We start from the raw sequence: 17,200 nt of genomic DNA, 5'->3' as shown, positions 1-17,200 counted from the left end.
TTATTTGTACTTTGAACCTTTCGATTCTGAAAAATTGCGCACGATACGTCTCAATTGTACACATTCAGTCTGCGATAGCACCAACAACCTGTAATACTTCTTTTCGCGCCCGATCGGGATTCTCACTGTCAAGCCAGCGCACCCCTTCCCAACCGCGCAACCAGGTCATCTGGCGCTTCGCCAACTGTCTCGTGGCGCAAACACCTCTATAAACCATTTCATCATATGAGATTTCGCCCTCAATGTATGACCACATCTGGCGGTATCCCACACAACGGATGGAAGGCAAGTCCGTATGCAAATCTCCTCGGGCAAAAAGCGCCCGGACTTCTGCTTCAAAACCTGAAGCCAACATCTGATGAAAACGCAGTTCAATGCGCTGATGGAGCAGTTCACGGCTCGCCGGGGCGATAGCGAACTGATGCACCTGGTACGGTAGCGCGTCTCCTGACGTTTGCGTTAGCTCCGTTAAAGTTTTACCCGAAATGAAAAAAACTTCCAGTGCCCGGGAAAGTCTTTGCGGATCATTTGGATGAATTCGCGCGGCGGCAACCGGATCTATCTCCTGAAGTTGCTGATGCAACGCCTCCCATCCAAGCTCCGCTGCTTGCTGCTCTATCCGGGATCTGACTTCCGGATCTGCTGAAGGCAGCGGCGATAACCCTTCCAGCAATGCCTTAAAATACAGCATGGTACCGCCCACTAACAGCGGGATACGCCCCGCAGCGGTGATCTCCGCCATTTGCGCTAACGCGTCGCGGCGAAAATCCGCCGCCGAATACGCCTGCGACGGGTCGCGTATATCCAACAGTCGATGCGGCGCCGCTTTCAGCTCATCGGCATTCGGCTTAGCCGTGCCAATATCCATTCCCCGATAAATGAGGGCGGAATCAACGCTTATCAACTCTACTGGCAAAACTTTACGCAGTGCTATCGCCAGCGCCGTTTTGCCGGAGGCCGTCGGCCCCATCAAAAATATCGCCTTAGGCAGGCTCGCCTTGCTTACATCATTCATGCTTCAGGGCGTTCATCGCCGAATGTAAATCAACAGGTTGTAACAGGCCACCCGGCGGCGCTTTTACCAGCTGCGGACATAGCCGCTCAACATCCGCCAGCAGCGATATGGCCTGCGCCATCGACCACTGCGGATGTTCGCTCTGCACATTACGCGCTATCCATTGTGCAATATTGACCGTTGCAAATGTGGTCTGTTGCGCCAGGTAGCCTATCAGTTCAGGAATCAAGATTTGTAAATTTTGTTGTCGTAAGGGTAAAGGCACCGCCCGAATGGTCACATGCTGCGCATCTGACTGAAATTCAATACCCAATTCTCCCAACAAAGATTGGGCTTTTTGCAGCGCGTCTTTTTCATCGGCGCTCACTTTTAAACGCAGCGGAATCAGCAACGGCTGCGCGCAAACCGGACTTTGACCCGGTGTAAGCTGCGCCTGACGCAGCCAACGCTCCGCAACCGGCAGTGACAAGAGCTGGATAGTCCCCGCGTGTTCCAGCAACGCGCAGTCACCGCCGACTATTGTCAGTACGCGACCAAAACTCTGGCTATGTCCGTCAAGCGCAGGCGCAACCGGCTCCGGCGCGGGGCTCGTCGCCGGCGTCTGTAAAAGCGCGCGATAAACCTCGCCCTGCTGCTTCTGATAACCTGGCTGCGCGTGCGGCCAACCACCTGCGGACTGACGCCCGCCGTTGCCGCCCGATGCGCCGCCGGAATAACGCGGTGTCGCGGGCTCGCGCGCCGCAGTTGGCTCGGCGGGTACAGCAAAATGGTTGCGCCCCGCGGCGATACGGTTTTCCGGGACATGCCGCGGCGCTGGCGCAATATCCTCAAGCGGCAGCGTCGTTTCCGTCTGCTGTTGCAGAACGCTCAGCACCCCTTGATAGATGAAGTCGTGCACCAGCCGGGATTGATGAAAACGCACTTCGTGCTTGGCGGGATGAACATTGACATCCACCTGATGCGGGTCAATCTCCAGATACAATACAAACGCAGGCTGTTGGTCCGCGCCCAGTTTATCTTCACAGGCCTGGCGAATGGCATGGTTGATCAAGCGGTCGCGCATCATGCGGCCATTCACATAACAGTACTGGATCTCCGTTAACGCCGTGGTGGTGTGATTCGGATCGGCGACCCAGCCGCGCAGGGTCAGATCGCCATGCTGCCACTCGATCGCCAGTGCCTGTTCGAGAAACGGCGTGCCGCAGATGGCGCCTAACCGGCGCTCTTTTTGCCCGTCCTTTGCGACAGCGCGATACTGCCGTACCAATTTGCCGTTGTGCGACAGGTTAAGCGTGACGTCAAAACGGGCCAATGCAATACGACGGATGATCTCATCGATGTGATTAAATTCCGTTTTTTCGGTACGCATGAATTTGCGCCGGGCGGGCGTATTATAAAAGAGATCCAGAACTTCCAGGGTGGTGCCGACCGGGTGCGCGGCGGGTTTTACCGTCACGTCCATGTCGCGCCCTTCCGCATACGCCTGCCAGGCTTCCGCCTGCTCCGCCGTGCGCGACGTTAGCGTCAAACGCGAGACCGAACTGATACTGGCCAGCGCTTCGCCGCGAAATCCCAGACTGATAATCGCTTCCAGATCGTCAAGCGAGGCGATTTTACTGGTGGCATGACGGGCCAGCGCCAGCGCCAGCTCCTCTTTTTTAATGCCGCAGCCATTGTCGCGAATACGAATAAGCTTTGCGCCGCCACGCTCGATGTCGATATCAACGCGGGTGGCGCCTGCATCCAGACTATTCTCTACCAGCTCTTTAACAACCGACGCAGGGCGTTCCACCACTTCGCCAGCGGCGATTTGGTTCGCAAGCTGCGGCGGCAGAACCTGAATCGGCATGAAATCTCCTTAATTCGCGGCAGTTATGGCGCCAGGCTGGTTGGTACTGGCCGTCTGGCCTGGGCTGCCCTGCGGCGCAGACTGGATCGGATGCGCTGCAAAGTACTTACGCAACCCCCGGTATATAGCGTCAGCAATCTGCTGCTGATAGCGGTCGCTCGCCAGCAATCGCTCTTCGCCGTGATTACTGATAAAACCCGTCTCCACCAAAATGGACGGGATATCCGGCGAACGCAGCACGCCCAGGCTCGCGTGTTCCGGGCGGCGTTTATGCAGCGCCCCCACGCCGTCGAGTTGGCTTAGTACGTTCGTCGCCACATCATACCCTACCCGCTGCGAATGACCGAATTGCAAATCCAGTACCGCCTGGCTCAGGTAAGGGTCTGACTGACTGTTCGCCAGCACATCGCCAGCGCCGCCTAACAGTTCGGATTGCTTCTCATGCTGCTCAAGCCAGTTTGCCATTTCGCTGTTCGCGCGACGATTGGACAATACCCAGACGGAGGCGCCGGTGGCGTCGCGATTTGGCGCGGCATCCGCATGAATAGAGACAAGGAAGTTGGCGTTTTGCTTACGCGCCACGTCAGACCGCCCCATCACCGAAATAAAATAGTCGCCGTCACGCGTCAGCACGCCTTTAAACATCGGATCGTTATTCAGCAATGTGCGTAACTTACGCGCGATGGCGATGGTGACATTTTTCTCGCGCGTACCGCCCGGGCCTATCGCGCCGGGGTCCTGACCTCCATGCCCGGCATCAATAGCAATCACCACTTTATCGCCAGCGCCTGCTGACGCGCGCGCCGCAGGCCGCGTAACGGTATTGCTGCTGGTTACGCCGGTCAGGCGATCATCAGAAGATTTAAACGGATTACGGGCAGGCTCCGTCGGGCGGGGCGCGCTTTCAACCCGTTTCGCGACGACAGGCGGTGGTGGTGGCGGCGGAACATCGGCATTAATGGTGAAAATGACCGTATAGTTGCCGCCGTTTTGCCGCTTCACCGCCTCGGTTTTACCATTTTCCGTCAGATCGACAAGCAACCGTAAAGATTGCGCATCTTTCGGCGTTCCGGCACGGATCGTTTTTACCAGATTGTTACCGCTAAACTGAAGCGGCAGCCCCTGAATCACGCCGGTCTGCCTGATATCCAGCGCCACGGTACGTTTACCGTCCTGTGAGTAAGCATATTCCGGCTCGCCGATAAAACTCAGCGTAATGCGCGCCTGCTGCTCGCCGTTGGACACCTGAATATCAGAGAGACTGGCGGCGCCCGCGTGCGCGCACAGCAGGATTAAGGCTGCTATTACGGCATTTTTGATGCGATAAATCATCCCGCCACCTTTATAGCTAATCGGCTAAACGCGCCAGTAACGAATGACCCGATGAGGATACCGCGCTTACGCGAGCCTCACGCCCCTGCGCCTGGTAATCAATATGGATTTCGACGTCCGGGTCGGGGAGAACGCCTTTACCTTGTTGCGGCCACTCCACCAGACAAATGGCGTCGTTGGCGAAATAATCGCGAATGCCCATAAACTCCAGCTCCTCCGGGTCCGCAAGACGGTATAAGTCGAAGTGATATACCATCATGTTATCAAGCGTATAAGGCTCTACCAGCGTATAGGTGGGGCTTTTTACATTACCGGTATGGCCTAACGCCTGTAAAAATCCCCGGCTAAACGTCGTTTTACCGGCACCTAAATCGCCATACAGATAAATAACGGTCGCGCCATTGCAGGCGTTGGCTACCCGTTGCCCCAGGTCTAGCGTCGCCTGTTCGTCAGGTAGCGGAATTACTCGATTCATCATGGTTTACGTCAATCACATCAGGGTTAACAATACGCCGCAGCGTAGTAAAAAGATCGGTCGCCAACATGCCGCGAGCGCCATAACGCGCTGCCAGTAAGTCCGCCGCCGCGCCGTGAGCCACACATCCCACACATGCCGCATCATACGGGGTAAACTTCTGTCCGAGCAATGCGCCGATGATGCCGGACAGGACATCGCCCATCCCGCCGCTCGCCATCCCCGCATTACCAGCGTCAATGATAGCCAGAGGGTGGTGTTCAGCGGCGATAATCGTTCCTGCGCCTTTTAACACGACCACGCCTCCGTACCGTTTTACCAGACGCTGCGCTGAAAGTAAGCGATCACTTTCAATTTCTGCCACAGAACATCCTAACAGGCGGGCAGCCTCTCCCGGATGCGGCGTAATCACGCGATTGTGACGTTTATCAGGATTGATTGCCAGTAGGTTCAACGCATCCGCATCCCACAGCATAGGTTTACGGACGTTTTCTACTTTCTGTAAGGCTTTTTTGCCCCATTCCTGCTGCCCAAGCCCCGGGCCGATCACCACAACGTCAGCCCAGGTCAGGCTCTCTTCCAGCGACTGAGGCGTGAGTTCATGTACCATCAGTTCCGGGCGGGCCGTCAGCAACGGCGCGATGTTTTCACCGCGAGTCAGAACTCTGACCAACCCAGCCCCCGTACGCAGCGCCGCCTCGCCAGCCATCCGAATTGCGCCCGCTGTTCCCTGGTCGCCGCCAATAATCGCCAGACGACCATGATCGCCCTTATGCGAGGTCGGTCGACGCGGCGTTAGCCATTGCCCCAACTGCGTCGCGTCAAAACGCCGGAGCGGCGGCGTCTGGCTCGCCAGCCAGCCTTCCAGTCCCAACGCGTCATAATGCAATATGCCGGTAACGTCACGCGCTTTGCCGGTCAGCAGGCCTGGTTTCAGGGCGATAAACGTGACCGTATGCGCGGCGCTTATCACCGCGCCAGGCGTGGCGCCCGTTTGCGCCAGCAGGCCTGACGGGATATCGACGGCGACAACCGGCGCAGGATGGGCGTTCGCCTGTTCAATCAGACCGGCTACCGAGTCGCGCGGCGCCTGGGCTATGCCGGTGCCAAGCAGCGCGTCGATAATCAGATCCGTCGCTTCCGGCCAGATAATATCGGCAGCATGGATAATGCCGCCAGCATTCAGCCAGGCATCGCGCGCCTGCGCCGCTTCTTCAGGTAACGGTTTGTCGCTCTCCTGCGCCAGCAACGTTACGCTGATGCCCGCCGCTTGCGCTAGTCGCGCCACGACGTAACCATCGCCGCCGTTGTTGCCATGACCACACAACACCAGCCAGTGTCGGGTGTCAGGATAACTGTCACGGGCTACCCGAAATGCCGCGTCGCCAGCGCGCAGCATCAATTCATAGAGTGTGAGTCCGAAGGCATCCGCCGCATCGCGTTCCAGCCGTTTGATGTCATCGGCGGGCCAAATGTAGTGTGGTATACTTACAGGGTTTTTCTTCATGTTATGGTCCATCATGTCAAAGCCCCTCGATCTCAATCAGTTAGCGCAAAATATTAAGCAGTGGGGGCTGGAGCTGGGCTTTCAGCAGGTCGGTATTACTGATACCGATCTGCGCGCATCCGAACCTGCGCTACAGGCGTGGCTGGACAAACAATACCACGGCGAGATGGCATGGATGGCGCGCCACGGTATGATGCGCGCCCGGCCTCATGAGCTCTTACCCGGTACGCTACGTGTCATCAGCGTGCGCATGAACTATTTGCCCGCCAACGCCGCGTTTGCCAGTACGTTGAAGGATCCCACGCTGGGCTACGTTAGCCGATATGCGCTGGGGCGTGATTATCACAAGCTATTACGCAGCCGCCTTAAAAAACTGGGCGAGCAGATCCAGCAGTACTGCGGTTCGCTGAATTTTAGACCGTTTGTCGACTCTGCGCCTATTCTTGAACGCCCATTAGCGGAAAAAGCCGGACTTGGCTGGACGGGTAAGCACTCACTTATCCTTAATCGGGAGGCGGGATCATTCTTTTTCCTGGGGGAACTGCTGATTGATTTACCGCTGCCGGTCGACCAGCCGGTCGAGGAAGGTTGCGGCAAATGCGTCGCCTGTATGACCATTTGCCCGACCGGGGCGATTGTCGAACCGTATACGGTGGACGCGCGGCGCTGTATTTCTTATCTCACCATTGAGCTGGAAGGCGCTATTCCGGAAGCATTTCGCCCACTTATAGGCAACCGTATTTACGGCTGCGATGACTGCCAGCTTATCTGTCCGTGGAATCGTTACTCTCAGTTGACCGACGAAGCAGATTTTAGCCCACGCAAGGCGCTGCATAACCCAGATTTGGTTGAGTTGTTTAGCTGGAGCGAAGCGCAGTTTCTGAAAGTCACTGAAGGTTCTGCGATTCGGCGCATTGGTCATTTACGCTGGCTACGCAATGTTGCCGTCGCGCTGGGGAATGCGCCGTGGAGTAATGCCGTCATTACGGCGCTGGAAAGCCGCAAGGGTGAGCATCCACTTCTCGATGAGCATATCAAATGGGCGATTGCGCAACAAATTGAAAAGCGCAACGCCTGCATCATTGAAGTGCAGCTACCGAAAAAACAGCGTCTGGTCAGGGTGATTGAAAAAGGGCTGGTGCGCGATGCCTGAATTATTCACAGGCTGTGTATAAAAATAAAAACACATTGCGATTCAAGAGGGAAAAAAGGAACAGACAATAACGCTAACGTTTTGAAATCTTATTTTTTCTATATTTTTCAGTAAATTATAGAAATTCTACGCGTCAGGTATAATTTTTTGCATTCCAGGAGTAATGGGCCGCCCTGTGGATAAGTCTGTTTACAAGGATCTGACGAAAGCGGAAAAAAACGTGCCCCAACGCGATATTCGTTGTGGATAATTTTACTGTAGATAAGAATTGGAGCGGGAAACGAGACTCGAACTCGCGACCCCGACCTTGGCAAGGTCGTGCTCTACCAACTGAGCTATTCCCGCATAATCTTCGTCTTTCGAACCGCTACTGCGTTGGCTGCCTTCACTCGCCTGAGTCACTTACTTCAGTAAGCTCCTGAGGACTCATTCAGTTGCCGCCTTGTCGCAATTCGAAATCCTGCGATTGGTGGTCTGTGCTTAACAAGCACTTTCAAATTTTGGAGCGGGAAACGAGACTCGAACTCGCGACCCCGACCTTGGCAAGGTCGTGCTCTACCAACTGAGCTATTCCCGCTTGGGTGCGCTTGTACTTAACAAGTACTTTCAAATTTTGGAGCGGGAAACGAGACTCGAACTCGCGACCCCGACCTTGGCAAGGTCGTGCTCTACCAACTGAGCTATTCCCGCAAATTTGTTGCTGTCGTAATTCGCATTTCTGCGTCGTTACGGGAGGCGCATTATACGAGAAATCCATTTAGCTGCAAGCCCCTGAACGCATTTTTTCGCGATTTTTGTTTGAATGCTGATTAAATCACCAAACAAGACAAAAAACGAGCAAAGCGTGCGCTATGCAACAAAAAACTTTTCACGCCACGCCTAAAGGCACAGAATCAGAATAGCACCCTGCGCCAAAAAAAGAATAGCACGGTGACCACAACATCCAATTGATATCAGGGATCAAGATGAAAAAAAAACTTATTGTCATGCTGTTAGCCAGCCTCTCCGTTCACGCCGCTTCCGTTTCCGCCAGAACATTACATTTTGGCACCTCCGCCACTTATGCGCCCTATGAGTTTGTCGATGCCGATAATAAAATTGTTGGTTTCGATATTGATGTCGCCAACGCGGTCTGCAAAGAGATGCAAGCGGAGTGCTCATTCACTAACCAGAGCTTTGATAGTCTGATCCCCGGCCTACGCTTCAAAAAGTTTGATGCGGTGATCGCCGGTATGGATATGACGCCCAAACGTGAACAGCAGGTCTCCTTTAGCCAACCCTATTACGAAGGTCTATCGGCGGTAGTCGTCACGCGTAAAGGGGCTTATCACACTTTTGCCGATCTGAAAGGCAAAAAAGTCGGACTGGAAAACGGTACAACGCATCAGCGCTATTTGCAGGATAAACAACAAGCTATCACGCCTGTCGCCTATGACAGCTATCTAAACGCTTTTACCGATCTGAAAAATAACCGTCTTGAGGGCGTGTTTGGCGATGTCGCCGCAATTGGTAAATGGCTAAAAAACAATCCGGATTACGCCATCATGGATGAACGCGCCAGCGATCCTGACTACTACGGAAAAGGGTTAGGCATTGCGGTACGCAAAGGCAACGACGCGCTATTGCAAGAAATTAATACCGCGCTCGACAAGGTGAAAGCGTCGCCGGAATATGCGCAAATGCAGGAGAAATGGTTTACGCAGTAATTCAGTGGTGGGAGATCTGCCGGATGAGACGCTCTGGCGTTGCCATCCGGCATGTTACGCCTCACAGCTTAATGAAATGCTCGCGGTAGTAAGCCAGCTCCGCCACCGACTCGCGAATATCATCCACCGCCTGGTGCGTGCCCTGCTTGGTAAAGCCGGCCAGAATCTCCGGCTTCCAGCGGCGCGCCAGTTCCTTGAGCGTACTGACATCCAGATAGCGATAGTGGAAGTAGGCCTCCAGTTCCGGCATATATTTAAACAGAAAACGACGATCCTGACCGATGCTGTTACCGCAAATCGGCGACTTACCCGCAGGCACCCACGTTTTCAGAAATTCAATCGTCGCCAGTTCAGCGTCTCGTTCGCCCATCGTACTTGCCTTAACGCGATCTACCAGGCCGCTACCGGTATGGGTGCGCACGTTCCAGTCATCCATTAACGCCAGTTGCGCATCGGATTGATGTACCGCAATCGTCGGCCCTTCCGCCAGAATGTTCAGGCTGGCATCCGTCACCAGCGTGGCTATCTCAATAATGCGATCGCGCTCGGGGTCCAGACCTGTCATCTCCAGATCGATCCAAATCAGGTTGTTTTCATCGGCACTCATGCTATTTTCCACCCTTCAGAGGTCACATTCACTGTGACTATATTCATCTACAATTGCGTGTATCATAGATGTTTTGCCCACTATGGGCGACCAGGAGCCAGTACGATTGAGCAAAAATAAACTCTCCAAAGGCCAGCAGCGCCGTGTGAACGCCAATCACCAGCGTCGTTTAAAAACGTCCGCGGAGAAAGCCGACTACGATGACAACCTGTTTGGCGAGCCTGCAGAAGGTATCGTCATTAGCCGTTTTGGTATGCATGCCGATGTGGAGTCTGCTGACGGCGAGGTTCACCGCTGCAATATCCGCCGCACTATCCGTTCGCTGGTGACGGGCGATCGCGTCGTCTGGCGTCCGGGCAAAGCCGCCGCAGAGGGCGTCAACGTAAAAGGCATCGTTGAAGCGGTGCATGAGCGCACCTCGGTATTGACGCGCCCGGACTTCTACGACGGCGTGAAGCCTATTGCCGCCAACATTGACCAAATCGTTATCGTCTCCGCGATTTTGCCGGAGCTGTCGCTGAATATCATCGATCGCTATCTGGTCGGCTGTGAAACCCTACAGGTTGAGCCGCTTATCGTACTCAATAAAATTGATCTGCTGGACGACGAAGGTATGGACTTCGTTAATGAGCAGATGGATATCTACCGCAATATCGGCTATCGCGTGCTGATGGTCTCCAGCCATACGCAGGATGGTCTGAAACCGCTGGAAGAGGCGTTAACCGGTCGCATCAGTATTTTTGCCGGGCAGTCCGGCGTCGGAAAATCCAGTCTGCTAAACGCTCTGCTCGGCTTACAGAACGAGATTCTGACGAACGATGTGTCGAATGTCTCCGGTCTGGGTCAACATACCACTACCGCTGCTCGTCTGTATCATTTCCCGCATGGCGGCGATGTCATTGATTCCCCCGGCGTGCGCGAGTTCGGCTTATGGCATCTGGAGCCGGAACAAATCACCCAGGGCTTTGTCGAATTTCATGACTATTTGGGACATTGCAAATACCGGGACTGCAAGCATGACGCCGATCCAGGCTGCGCCATTCGCGAAGCGGTAGAGAACGGCGCTATTGCGGAAACCCGTTTCGAAAATTATCACCGAATTCTTGAAAGTATGGCGCAGGTAAAAACGCGTAAAAACTTTTCTGATACGGACGACTGACAGATACGCTAGGCGTCGTTAGAATCGTCCCCTTTTTTCAGGATACCGGTATAACTGCCGGTTCAGGAACAACAATGGCCTGGAGGCTACCTTGTTAAACTCATTTAAACTTTCGCTACAATACATTCTGCCGAAACTATGGCTCACTCGCCTGGCGGGCTGGGGCGCAAGCAAACGAGCAGGATGGCTGACAAAACTGGTTATCGATCTCTTCGTAAAATATTACAAAGTCGATATGACCGAGGCGCAAAAACCGGATACCGCCAGCTATCGTACGTTCAATGATTTCTTTGTTCGTCCGCTGCGTGATGACGTGCGTCCGCTCAATACCGATCCTAACATCCTGGTGATGCCTGCCGACGGCGTGATAAGCCAGTTGGGTCGTATCGAAGAAGATAAAATTTTGCAGGCCAAAGGCCATAATTACAGCCTTGAAGCGTTGCTGGCGGGTAACTACCTGATGGCGGATAAGTTCCGCAACGGCACGTTTGTGACCACTTACCTCTCCCCTCGCGACTACCATCGCGTGCATATGCCATGCAACGGCATCCTGCGTGAAATGATCTACGTACCGGGCGATCTGTTCTCCGTTAACCATCTGACCGCGCAAAACGTCCCCAACCTGTTTGCCCGCAACGAGCGCGTTATCTGCCTGTTTGATACCGAGTTCGGCCCTATGGCGCAGATTCTGGTCGGCGCAACTATTGTCGGCAGTATCGAAACCGTCTGGGCGGGGACCATTACCCCGCCGCGCGAAGGCATCATCAAGCGCTGGACCTGGCCAGAAGGCGAACATGAAGGGTCTGTCGCCTTGTTGAAAGGCCAGGAGATGGGACGCTTTAAACTGGGTTCCACGGTCATCAACTTATTTGCGCCGGGGAAAGTGAATCTGATCGAGTCGCTGGCAAGCCTGTCCGTTACCAAAATTGGCCAACCGCTGGCGACGTCGACCGAAACATTCGTCGCGCCGGAGGTGGAACCTGCTCCGCTGCCGGCAGAAGAAATTAAAGCTGAACACGACGCCAGCCCGCTGGTTGACAATAAAAAAGACGACACCTAATCAAGAGAGAATGCTGACGTGCGCCTGATTATCGCTTTTCTGATGGCCTGGTGCCTCAGCACGGGGGCGTTCGCCGCAACGGCCCCCGACGCCAAACAAATCACGCAGGAACTGGAGCAGGCAAAAGCGGCGAAGCCCGCTCAGCCGGAAGCCGTTGAGGCGCTCCAGACTGCGTTAAACGCGCTTGAAGAGCGAAAAGGCTCGCTTGAGCGCGCGAAACAATATCAACACGTTATTGATAACTTCCCTAAGCTATCCGCCACCTTGCGCGCCCAGTTGAATAATCTGCGCGATGAACCTCGCAGCGTACCGCCAGAGATGTCCACCGAAGCGTTAAATCAGGAGATCTTGCAGGTTAGCAGCCAGCTACTGGATAAAACCCGCGAGGCGCAACAGGAGCAGGAGCGCGTCAGGGAGATCGCCGACTCGCTCAGCCAGCTTCCCCAACAGCAAAACGACGCCCGCCGCCAGCTTAATGAGATTGAGCGACGGCTCGGCGCCGCAGGCGGAAGTGCCGCGCTTAGCCAGGCGCAAAGTCTCAGTATGCAGGCAGAGTCCGCCAAACTAAAAGCGTTAGTCGACGAACTGGAGTTGGCGCAACTGTCCGCCAACAACCGGCAGGAACTGGCTCGTCTGCGTTCCGAGCTGGCGGAAAAACAGAGTCAGCAATTGGATGCGTATCTTCAGGCGCTGCGCAATCAGCTCAATAGCCTGCGCCAACGTGAAGCGGAACGCGCGCTGGAAAGCACTGAGCTGCTGGCGGAAAACAGCGCCGGTTTGCCGGAAGGCATCGTCGAACAATTTAAAGTCAACCGCGAGCTGTCACAGGCGCTTAATCAACAAGCGCAGCGGATGGATCTGGTCGCCTCGCAGCAGCGACAGGCCACCAGCCAAACGTTACAGGTGCGTCAGGCGCTCAATACGCTGCGGGAGCAGTCGCAATGGCTTGGCGTGTCCAACATGCTTGGCGAAGCGCTGCGCGCGCAGGTCGCCCGTCTGCCAGAGATGCCTAAACCGCAGCAGCTTGATACGGAAATGGCGCAGCTACGCGTTCACCGTATGCGCTATGAAGAGTTACTCAATAAGCAGCCGCAGCTACGGCAAATACGTCAGGCCAATGGACAGCCGCTGACCGCCGAGCAAAACCAGATTCTTGACGCCCAGCTTCGCACTCAGCGCGAGCTGCTCAACTCGTTGTTACAGGGCGGCGATACGCTGATCCTGGAGCTGACCAAACTGAAAGTCTCCAACAGCCAACTGGAGGATGCGCTTAAAGAGGTTAATGAAGCGACCCACCGTTATCTGTTCTGGACCGCTGACGTTAGCCCGCTATCGCTCTCCTGGCCTGTTGATTTGGTTCAGGATTTACGCCGGCTTATCTCATTAGATACGTTTAATCAGTTAGGTAAAGCCAGCATCATGATGCTGACCAGCAAAGAGACGCTACTGCCGTTATTCGGCGCGCTGGCGCTGGTCGGGTTTAGCCTCTATTCGCGCCAACACTTCAACCGGTTCCTTGAGCGCTCGGCCTCGCGCGTCGGGAAAGTCACCCAGGATCACTTCTCGCTGACGCTGCGAACGGTGTTCTGGTCGATTCTGGTCGCCTCGCCGCTGCCGGTCTTGTGGGCGACGCTCGGCTATGGTCTACAGGAAGCCTGGCCGTATCCGCTGGCCGTCGCCATCGGCGATGGCGTGACGGCGACAGTACCGCTGTTGTGGGTAGTCATGATTTGCGCCGCTTTTGCCCGCCCTAATGGTCTGTTTGTGGCGCATTTCGGCTGGCCGCGAAACCGGGTAGCGAAAGCGATGCGCTACTACCTGATGAGCATTGGGCTGATCGTGCCGCTCATTATGGCAGTGATCATGTTTGATAATCTTAACGATCGGGAGTTTTCCGGCTCGTTGGGCCGCCTTTGCTTCATCCTGATATGCGGCGCGCTGGCGCTGGTCACGCTGAGTCTGAAAAAAGCAGGCATCCCGCTCTATCTTGATAAAGAAGGCAACGGCGACAACATGGTCAACAGCCTGCTGTGGAATATGCTGATGGGCGCGCCGCTTATCGCGATTCTGGCGGCGGCGGTGGGTTATCTGGCCACGGCACAGGCGTTACTGGCGAGACTGGAAACCTCGGTCGCTATCTGGTTCCTGTTGCTGGTCATTTATCACGTCATTCGCCGCTGGATGCTGATCCAACGACGCCGACTGGCTTTTGACCGCGCCAAACATCGTCGGGCGGAAATGCTGGCGCAGCGCGCGCGCGGCGAAGAAGAACCGGCGCACTCCTCCAGCCTGGAAGGCGCGGTCGACATCGATGAAAGTGAAATCGATCTTGACGCTATTAGCGCTCAGTCGCTGCGTCTGGTCCGCTCAATTCTGATGCTTATCGCCCTGCTATCGGTAATTGTACTGTGGTCGGAAATCCACTCGGCATTCGGCTTCCTGGAGAATATTTCGCTGTGGGATGTCACCTCTACGGTGCAGGGCGTGGAAAGCCTGGAGCCGATTACCCTCGGGGCGGTGCTCATTGCGATTCTGGTCTTTATCATCACCACGCAGTTGGTGCGTAATCTGCCTGCGCTGCTGGAACTGGCGTTATTACAGCATCTCGATTTAACGCCTGGTACCGGTTACGCCATTACGACCATCACCAAATATCTGTTAATGCTGATTGGCGGGCTGGTCGGTTTCTCGATGATCGGCATTGAGTGGTCAAAGCTACAATGGCTGGTGGCCGCGCTCGGCGTTGGGCTTGGTTTTGGCCTGCAAGAAATTTTCGCTAACTTTATCTCCGGCCTGATTATTTTGTTTGAAAAGCCGATTCGTATCGGCGATACGGTGACCATTCGCGATCTCACCGGCAGCGTGACCAAAATCAATACCCGCGCCACCACCATCAGCGACTGGGATCGTAAAGAGATTATCGTGCCGAATAAAGCCTTTATCACCGAACAGTTTATCAACTGGTCGCTGTCTGACTCCGTTACGCGCGTGGTGTTAACCATCCCGGCGCCAGCGGATGCCAATAGCGAAGAGGTGACGCAAATTCTGCTGACGGCGGCGCAGCGCTGTTCTTTGGTGCTGGACAACCCGCCGCCTGAAATCTTTCTGGTGGATCTCCAGCAGGGTATTCAAATTTTCGAACTGCGTATCTATGCCGCGGAAATGGGACACCGTATGCCATTACGCCATGAGATCCACCAATTGATTCTGGCGGGCTTCCGCGAGCACGGTATTGATATGCCGTTCCCACCGTTCCAGATGCGTCTGGAGAGTCTCGGCGGTAAACAAACGGGGAGAACGTTAACGTCAGCGGGTAAAACCAGCCGCCCGGCGGGCAGTTTGTAAACGCAATGGCGCCGGATGACGCTAAAAGACTCGATGACATAGGCTTATCAGGTCTTTTAGCATAGATCACACACAAAACTGATAGCGCAAGAAGAATTGCCAGGACCAGTAAGCAAATATCACCAACGCGACACAGTACAAAAACCAACTACGTATTTTCTTATACACAGTAACGTAAAAAAACGGGAAAAACAGGGGCAGCGTCATCATCGCGCCAAAACCTCTGGAATCATCATTTTCGACAGTTCTCATCACATCACAAATGTTGTTTATCCCACTCTCGCCAATCATCCACTCTTTATCCAGGACTGAAAATACAGCGATGAGTGGGATAGCCAGTAAAATCCAGATAGCGCACAATGCAAACATTTTCGGACTCATTATAAATATCCTTTTCATAAAGCCGATGAGCTAACGCTATCCGGACAAAGATTACTCCGCCGCCCACTCCGGATCGGCGCTCATGCGGCTGCTGTAATTCTGATAAATCGCCATCGCCAGCAGCGAGAAGAAGATCGGGCCGCCGATCATCCACAAGGCGCTGTCCCAGTCCCCAGCTTCAATCACTGGCTGGATGATGGTAAAGACGTTGGCAAACGTCACCACCAGCACCACAACACCCGTCGCGACCAGGGTAGAGGCTTTGGTTTTAAAGAGAACAAATGGCCGCTCCAGATCCTGACGCGCTTTAAAGAAGGGAAATGCCAGCGCAAGGAACAGGTATGGCAAGGTCATTGAGACGTTCGCCATCAGAGTGAGTTTGTTATAAAACGCCGATGCGGTGTCACCGCCAAAAGAGACCAGCAAAATAAACAGACTCACCAGCACGCACTGTAGCCACATAGCGGTCGCCGGCATACCGTTAGCGTTCAGTGTCGTCATCGGCGTGGGCCACAACGCTTTTGGCGTCCCCTGAATAATGGCTTTCAGCGGTGAATAGCTCAACGTAAAAAACGCGCCGGTATAAGCCAGAAACATAGAAAGGCCGGTGATACGCGCAAACCAGACGCCCACCGTCATCGCTGCGTCCGGAGAAAGGTTTAACGCGTTACCTAATGTCGTGCCTAAACTCGACATCAGAATGTAGGTGATATTCCCTAAGTTAACGGCGCTATTACTTAATATCTGTTGCCAGTTAGTGCTGACGCCCCATAAAAAGATCGCCAAAGAATAACCAATTGAAATCACAATAGCCGCGAAAACAATACCTTTCGCAAAATTCTTTTCCGGTTTCTCGGTTTTATCCACCAGTCCGCCGACAGCCTCAATACCGCCGTAAGCAAAAATAGCAAATACCACAAATGACAACATTGCCAGGCCGGAGTGATAACCCGGATTCGGTGACGAGGTAAAATTAATTTCTTGTGCAAAATGCCCACCATTTAATAACAAAATAGCGACACTCACTAACAATAAAACTAAATTAAGGCACATTACGGCAATACCTCCGACCGCCGTAATTCGCGCAATTTTATTGATCCCTCTGGCGGCGACACACGTCACCAGAATCATCCAGCCGACGGCGAGCAGCCCGACAACCTGCGTAGGCTCAAGCCCCGCAATACGCCAGTGCTGCGTCATATCGGCGCCAAAAACAAAAGTAGAAAACGGTACCCAAATTTTTGCCGCCGTACTTACCATCCATATGACATACGATGAAAACCACATAAACGTGCCGATAAACGCGTAACGTGGCCCCACGCTATTATTCATCCACGAATAGATCCCGCCCTCTTCTTTGCGATAAGCGGAACCCATTTCAGCCATCATTAAGGCGAATGGAATAAAAAACAGCAAGGCAGAAAATATATACCACGGGATTGCGCTATACCCCATTAAATAAAACGCCGACGGGCTATTCGCAAAACCAAAAACAGAAGTAAAAATCATCAGGATAAGCCCAATAAGGCTCATCTTTTTTATCGTGTGGGTCATTCAACCATCCCTTACGCTCGAGCGCGTTTGCCAGACGCCGCTCACCGATTGACGCCG

At 54.2% G+C, this 17,200-nt stretch carries 13 protein-coding genes and 3 tRNA genes; 5 read left to right on the top strand and 11 right to left on the bottom strand.

Going from position 1 to position 17,200, the window contains the following annotated elements:
- Positions 1-64 precede the first annotated feature (64 nt).
- From miaA to nnr, 5 genes are read right to left on the bottom strand one after another with little or no spacing between them, the layout of a single operon-like run.
- A complete protein-coding gene (miaA, locus tag ABVM99_RS08480; RefSeq protein WP_001000729.1) occupies positions 65-1,015 on the bottom strand; it encodes a tRNA (adenosine(37)-N6)-dimethylallyltransferase MiaA in 951 nt (316 codons plus the stop codon).
- The gene (mutL, locus tag ABVM99_RS08475) at positions 1,008-2,864 is read right to left on the bottom strand and encodes a DNA mismatch repair endonuclease MutL (protein WP_023195854.1); all 1,857 of its coding nucleotides are present in this window, start codon (positions 2,862-2,864) and stop codon (positions 1,008-1,010) included. The genes miaA and mutL overlap by 8 nt, the downstream gene beginning before the upstream one ends.
- 9 nt (positions 2,865-2,873) lie before the next feature.
- Entirely contained in the window at positions 2,874-4,196 is a 1,323-nt protein-coding gene (gene amiB / locus ABVM99_RS08470; protein ID WP_023195853.1) for an N-acetylmuramoyl-L-alanine amidase AmiB, read from the bottom strand.
- Between the two features lie 16 nt (positions 4,197-4,212).
- On the bottom strand, positions 4,213-4,674 hold the full coding sequence (gene tsaE, locus ABVM99_RS08465) for a tRNA (adenosine(37)-N6)-threonylcarbamoyltransferase complex ATPase subunit type 1 TsaE (RefSeq protein WP_023195852.1): 462 nt from the start codon (positions 4,672-4,674) through the stop codon (positions 4,213-4,215).
- Complete coding sequence (gene nnr, locus ABVM99_RS08460; RefSeq protein ID WP_052938284.1) at positions 4,646-6,193, bottom strand: bifunctional ADP-dependent NAD(P)H-hydrate dehydratase/NAD(P)H-hydrate epimerase; 1,548 nt, start codon at positions 6,191-6,193, stop codon at positions 4,646-4,648. The genes tsaE and nnr overlap by 29 nt, the downstream gene beginning before the upstream one ends.
- Between nnr and queG the strand changes: the two genes are divergently transcribed.
- Positions 6,192-7,331, top strand: coding sequence for a tRNA epoxyqueuosine(34) reductase QueG (gene queG, locus ABVM99_RS08455; protein ID WP_023195850.1), 1,140 nt, complete (start codon positions 6,192-6,194; stop codon positions 7,329-7,331). The genes nnr and queG overlap by 2 nt on opposite strands.
- 269 nt (positions 7,332-7,600) lie before the next feature.
- Here the strand turns inward: queG and ABVM99_RS08450 are convergent.
- The 3 genes from ABVM99_RS08450 to ABVM99_RS08440 all read right to left on the bottom strand — a co-directional run bounded on the left by ABVM99_RS08450 (position 7,601) and on the right by ABVM99_RS08440 (position 8,021).
- Positions 7,601-7,676, bottom strand: a tRNA-Gly gene (locus tag ABVM99_RS08450).
- Between the two features lie 156 nt (positions 7,677-7,832).
- A tRNA-Gly gene (locus ABVM99_RS08445) sits at positions 7,833-7,908 on the bottom strand.
- Positions 7,909-7,945: 37 nt separating this feature from the next.
- A tRNA-Gly gene (locus ABVM99_RS08440) sits at positions 7,946-8,021 on the bottom strand.
- Positions 8,022-8,296: 275 nt separating this feature from the next.
- On the opposite strand from ABVM99_RS08440, the gene ABVM99_RS08435 reads away from it, so the two are divergent.
- Positions 8,297-9,037, top strand: a complete 741-nt coding sequence (locus ABVM99_RS08435; RefSeq protein ID WP_023195849.1) for an arginine ABC transporter substrate-binding protein — start codon at positions 8,297-8,299, stop codon at positions 9,035-9,037.
- 61 nt (positions 9,038-9,098) lie between these two features.
- On the opposite strand, the gene orn is transcribed toward ABVM99_RS08435, so the two are convergent.
- Positions 9,099-9,644, bottom strand: coding sequence for an oligoribonuclease (orn, locus tag ABVM99_RS08430; RefSeq protein ID WP_023195848.1), 546 nt, complete (start codon positions 9,642-9,644; stop codon positions 9,099-9,101).
- A 106-nt stretch (positions 9,645-9,750) separates the two neighbouring features.
- Between orn and rsgA the strand changes: the two genes are divergently transcribed.
- The 3 genes from rsgA (at position 9,751) to mscM (ending at position 15,208) form a co-directional block, all read left to right on the top strand.
- Positions 9,751-10,803, top strand: coding sequence for a small ribosomal subunit biogenesis GTPase RsgA (rsgA, locus tag ABVM99_RS08425; RefSeq protein WP_000041945.1), 1,053 nt, complete (start codon positions 9,751-9,753; stop codon positions 10,801-10,803).
- A 91-nt stretch (positions 10,804-10,894) separates the two neighbouring features.
- Positions 10,895-11,863 carry an archaetidylserine decarboxylase gene (gene asd / locus ABVM99_RS08420; RefSeq protein WP_000934951.1) on the top strand — a complete coding sequence of 323 codons (969 nt, stop codon included), beginning with the start codon at positions 10,895-10,897 and terminating at the stop codon, positions 11,861-11,863.
- Positions 11,864-11,881: 18 nt separating this feature from the next.
- On the top strand, positions 11,882-15,208 hold the full coding sequence (gene mscM, locus ABVM99_RS08415) for a miniconductance mechanosensitive channel MscM (protein WP_001236755.1): 3,327 nt from the start codon (positions 11,882-11,884) through the stop codon (positions 15,206-15,208).
- A 66-nt stretch (positions 15,209-15,274) separates the two neighbouring features.
- Here mscM and ABVM99_RS08410 read toward each other — a convergent pair whose 3' ends face one another.
- Both ABVM99_RS08410 and yjeM read right to left on the bottom strand, forming a co-directional pair.
- On the bottom strand, positions 15,275-15,589 hold the full coding sequence (locus ABVM99_RS08410; protein ID WP_000074655.1) for a YjeO family protein: 315 nt from the start codon (positions 15,587-15,589) through the stop codon (positions 15,275-15,277).
- Positions 15,590-15,640: 51 nt separating this feature from the next.
- Positions 15,641-17,143: a glutamate/gamma-aminobutyrate family transporter YjeM gene (gene yjeM / locus ABVM99_RS08405; protein ID WP_000149874.1), complete on the bottom strand. Its 1,503-nt coding sequence runs from the start codon at positions 17,141-17,143 to the stop codon at positions 15,641-15,643.
- Positions 17,144-17,200 lie beyond the last annotated feature (57 nt).

This window comes from Salmonella sp. SJTUF15591 (assembly GCF_043356435.1).
Classification (GTDB): domain Bacteria; phylum Pseudomonadota; class Gammaproteobacteria; order Enterobacterales; family Enterobacteriaceae; genus Salmonella; species Salmonella enterica.
The sequence above is the reverse complement of the archived record's forward strand: the minus strand, read 5'-3'. Positions and strand labels throughout refer to the sequence as shown.

Coding starts and splice junctions, on each gene's coding strand:
- miaA (WP_001000729.1), bottom strand. CDS start 1,015: ATGAATGATGTAAGCAAGGCGAGCCTGCCTAAGGCGATATTTTTGATG.
- mutL (WP_023195854.1), bottom strand. CDS start 2,864: ATGCCGATTCAGGTTCTGCCGCCGCAGCTTGCGAACCAAATCGCCGCT.
- amiB (WP_023195853.1), bottom strand. CDS start 4,196: ATGATTTATCGCATCAAAAATGCCGTAATAGCAGCCTTAATCCTGCTG.
- tsaE (WP_023195852.1), bottom strand. CDS start 4,674: ATGATGAATCGAGTAATTCCGCTACCTGACGAACAGGCGACGCTAGAC.
- queG (WP_023195850.1), top strand. CDS start 6,192: ATGTCAAAGCCCCTCGATCTCAATCAGTTAGCGCAAAATATTAAGCAG.
- nnr (WP_052938284.1), bottom strand. CDS start 6,193: ATGATGGACCATAACATGAAGAAAAACCCTGTAAGTATACCACACTAC.
- ABVM99_RS08435 (WP_023195849.1), top strand. CDS start 8,297: ATGAAAAAAAAACTTATTGTCATGCTGTTAGCCAGCCTCTCCGTTCAC.
- orn (WP_023195848.1), bottom strand. CDS start 9,644: ATGAGTGCCGATGAAAACAACCTGATTTGGATCGATCTGGAGATGACA.
- ABVM99_RS08410 (WP_000074655.1), bottom strand. CDS start 15,589: ATGAGTCCGAAAATGTTTGCATTGTGCGCTATCTGGATTTTACTGGCT.
- yjeM (WP_000149874.1), bottom strand. CDS start 17,143: ATGACCCACACGATAAAAAAGATGAGCCTTATTGGGCTTATCCTGATG.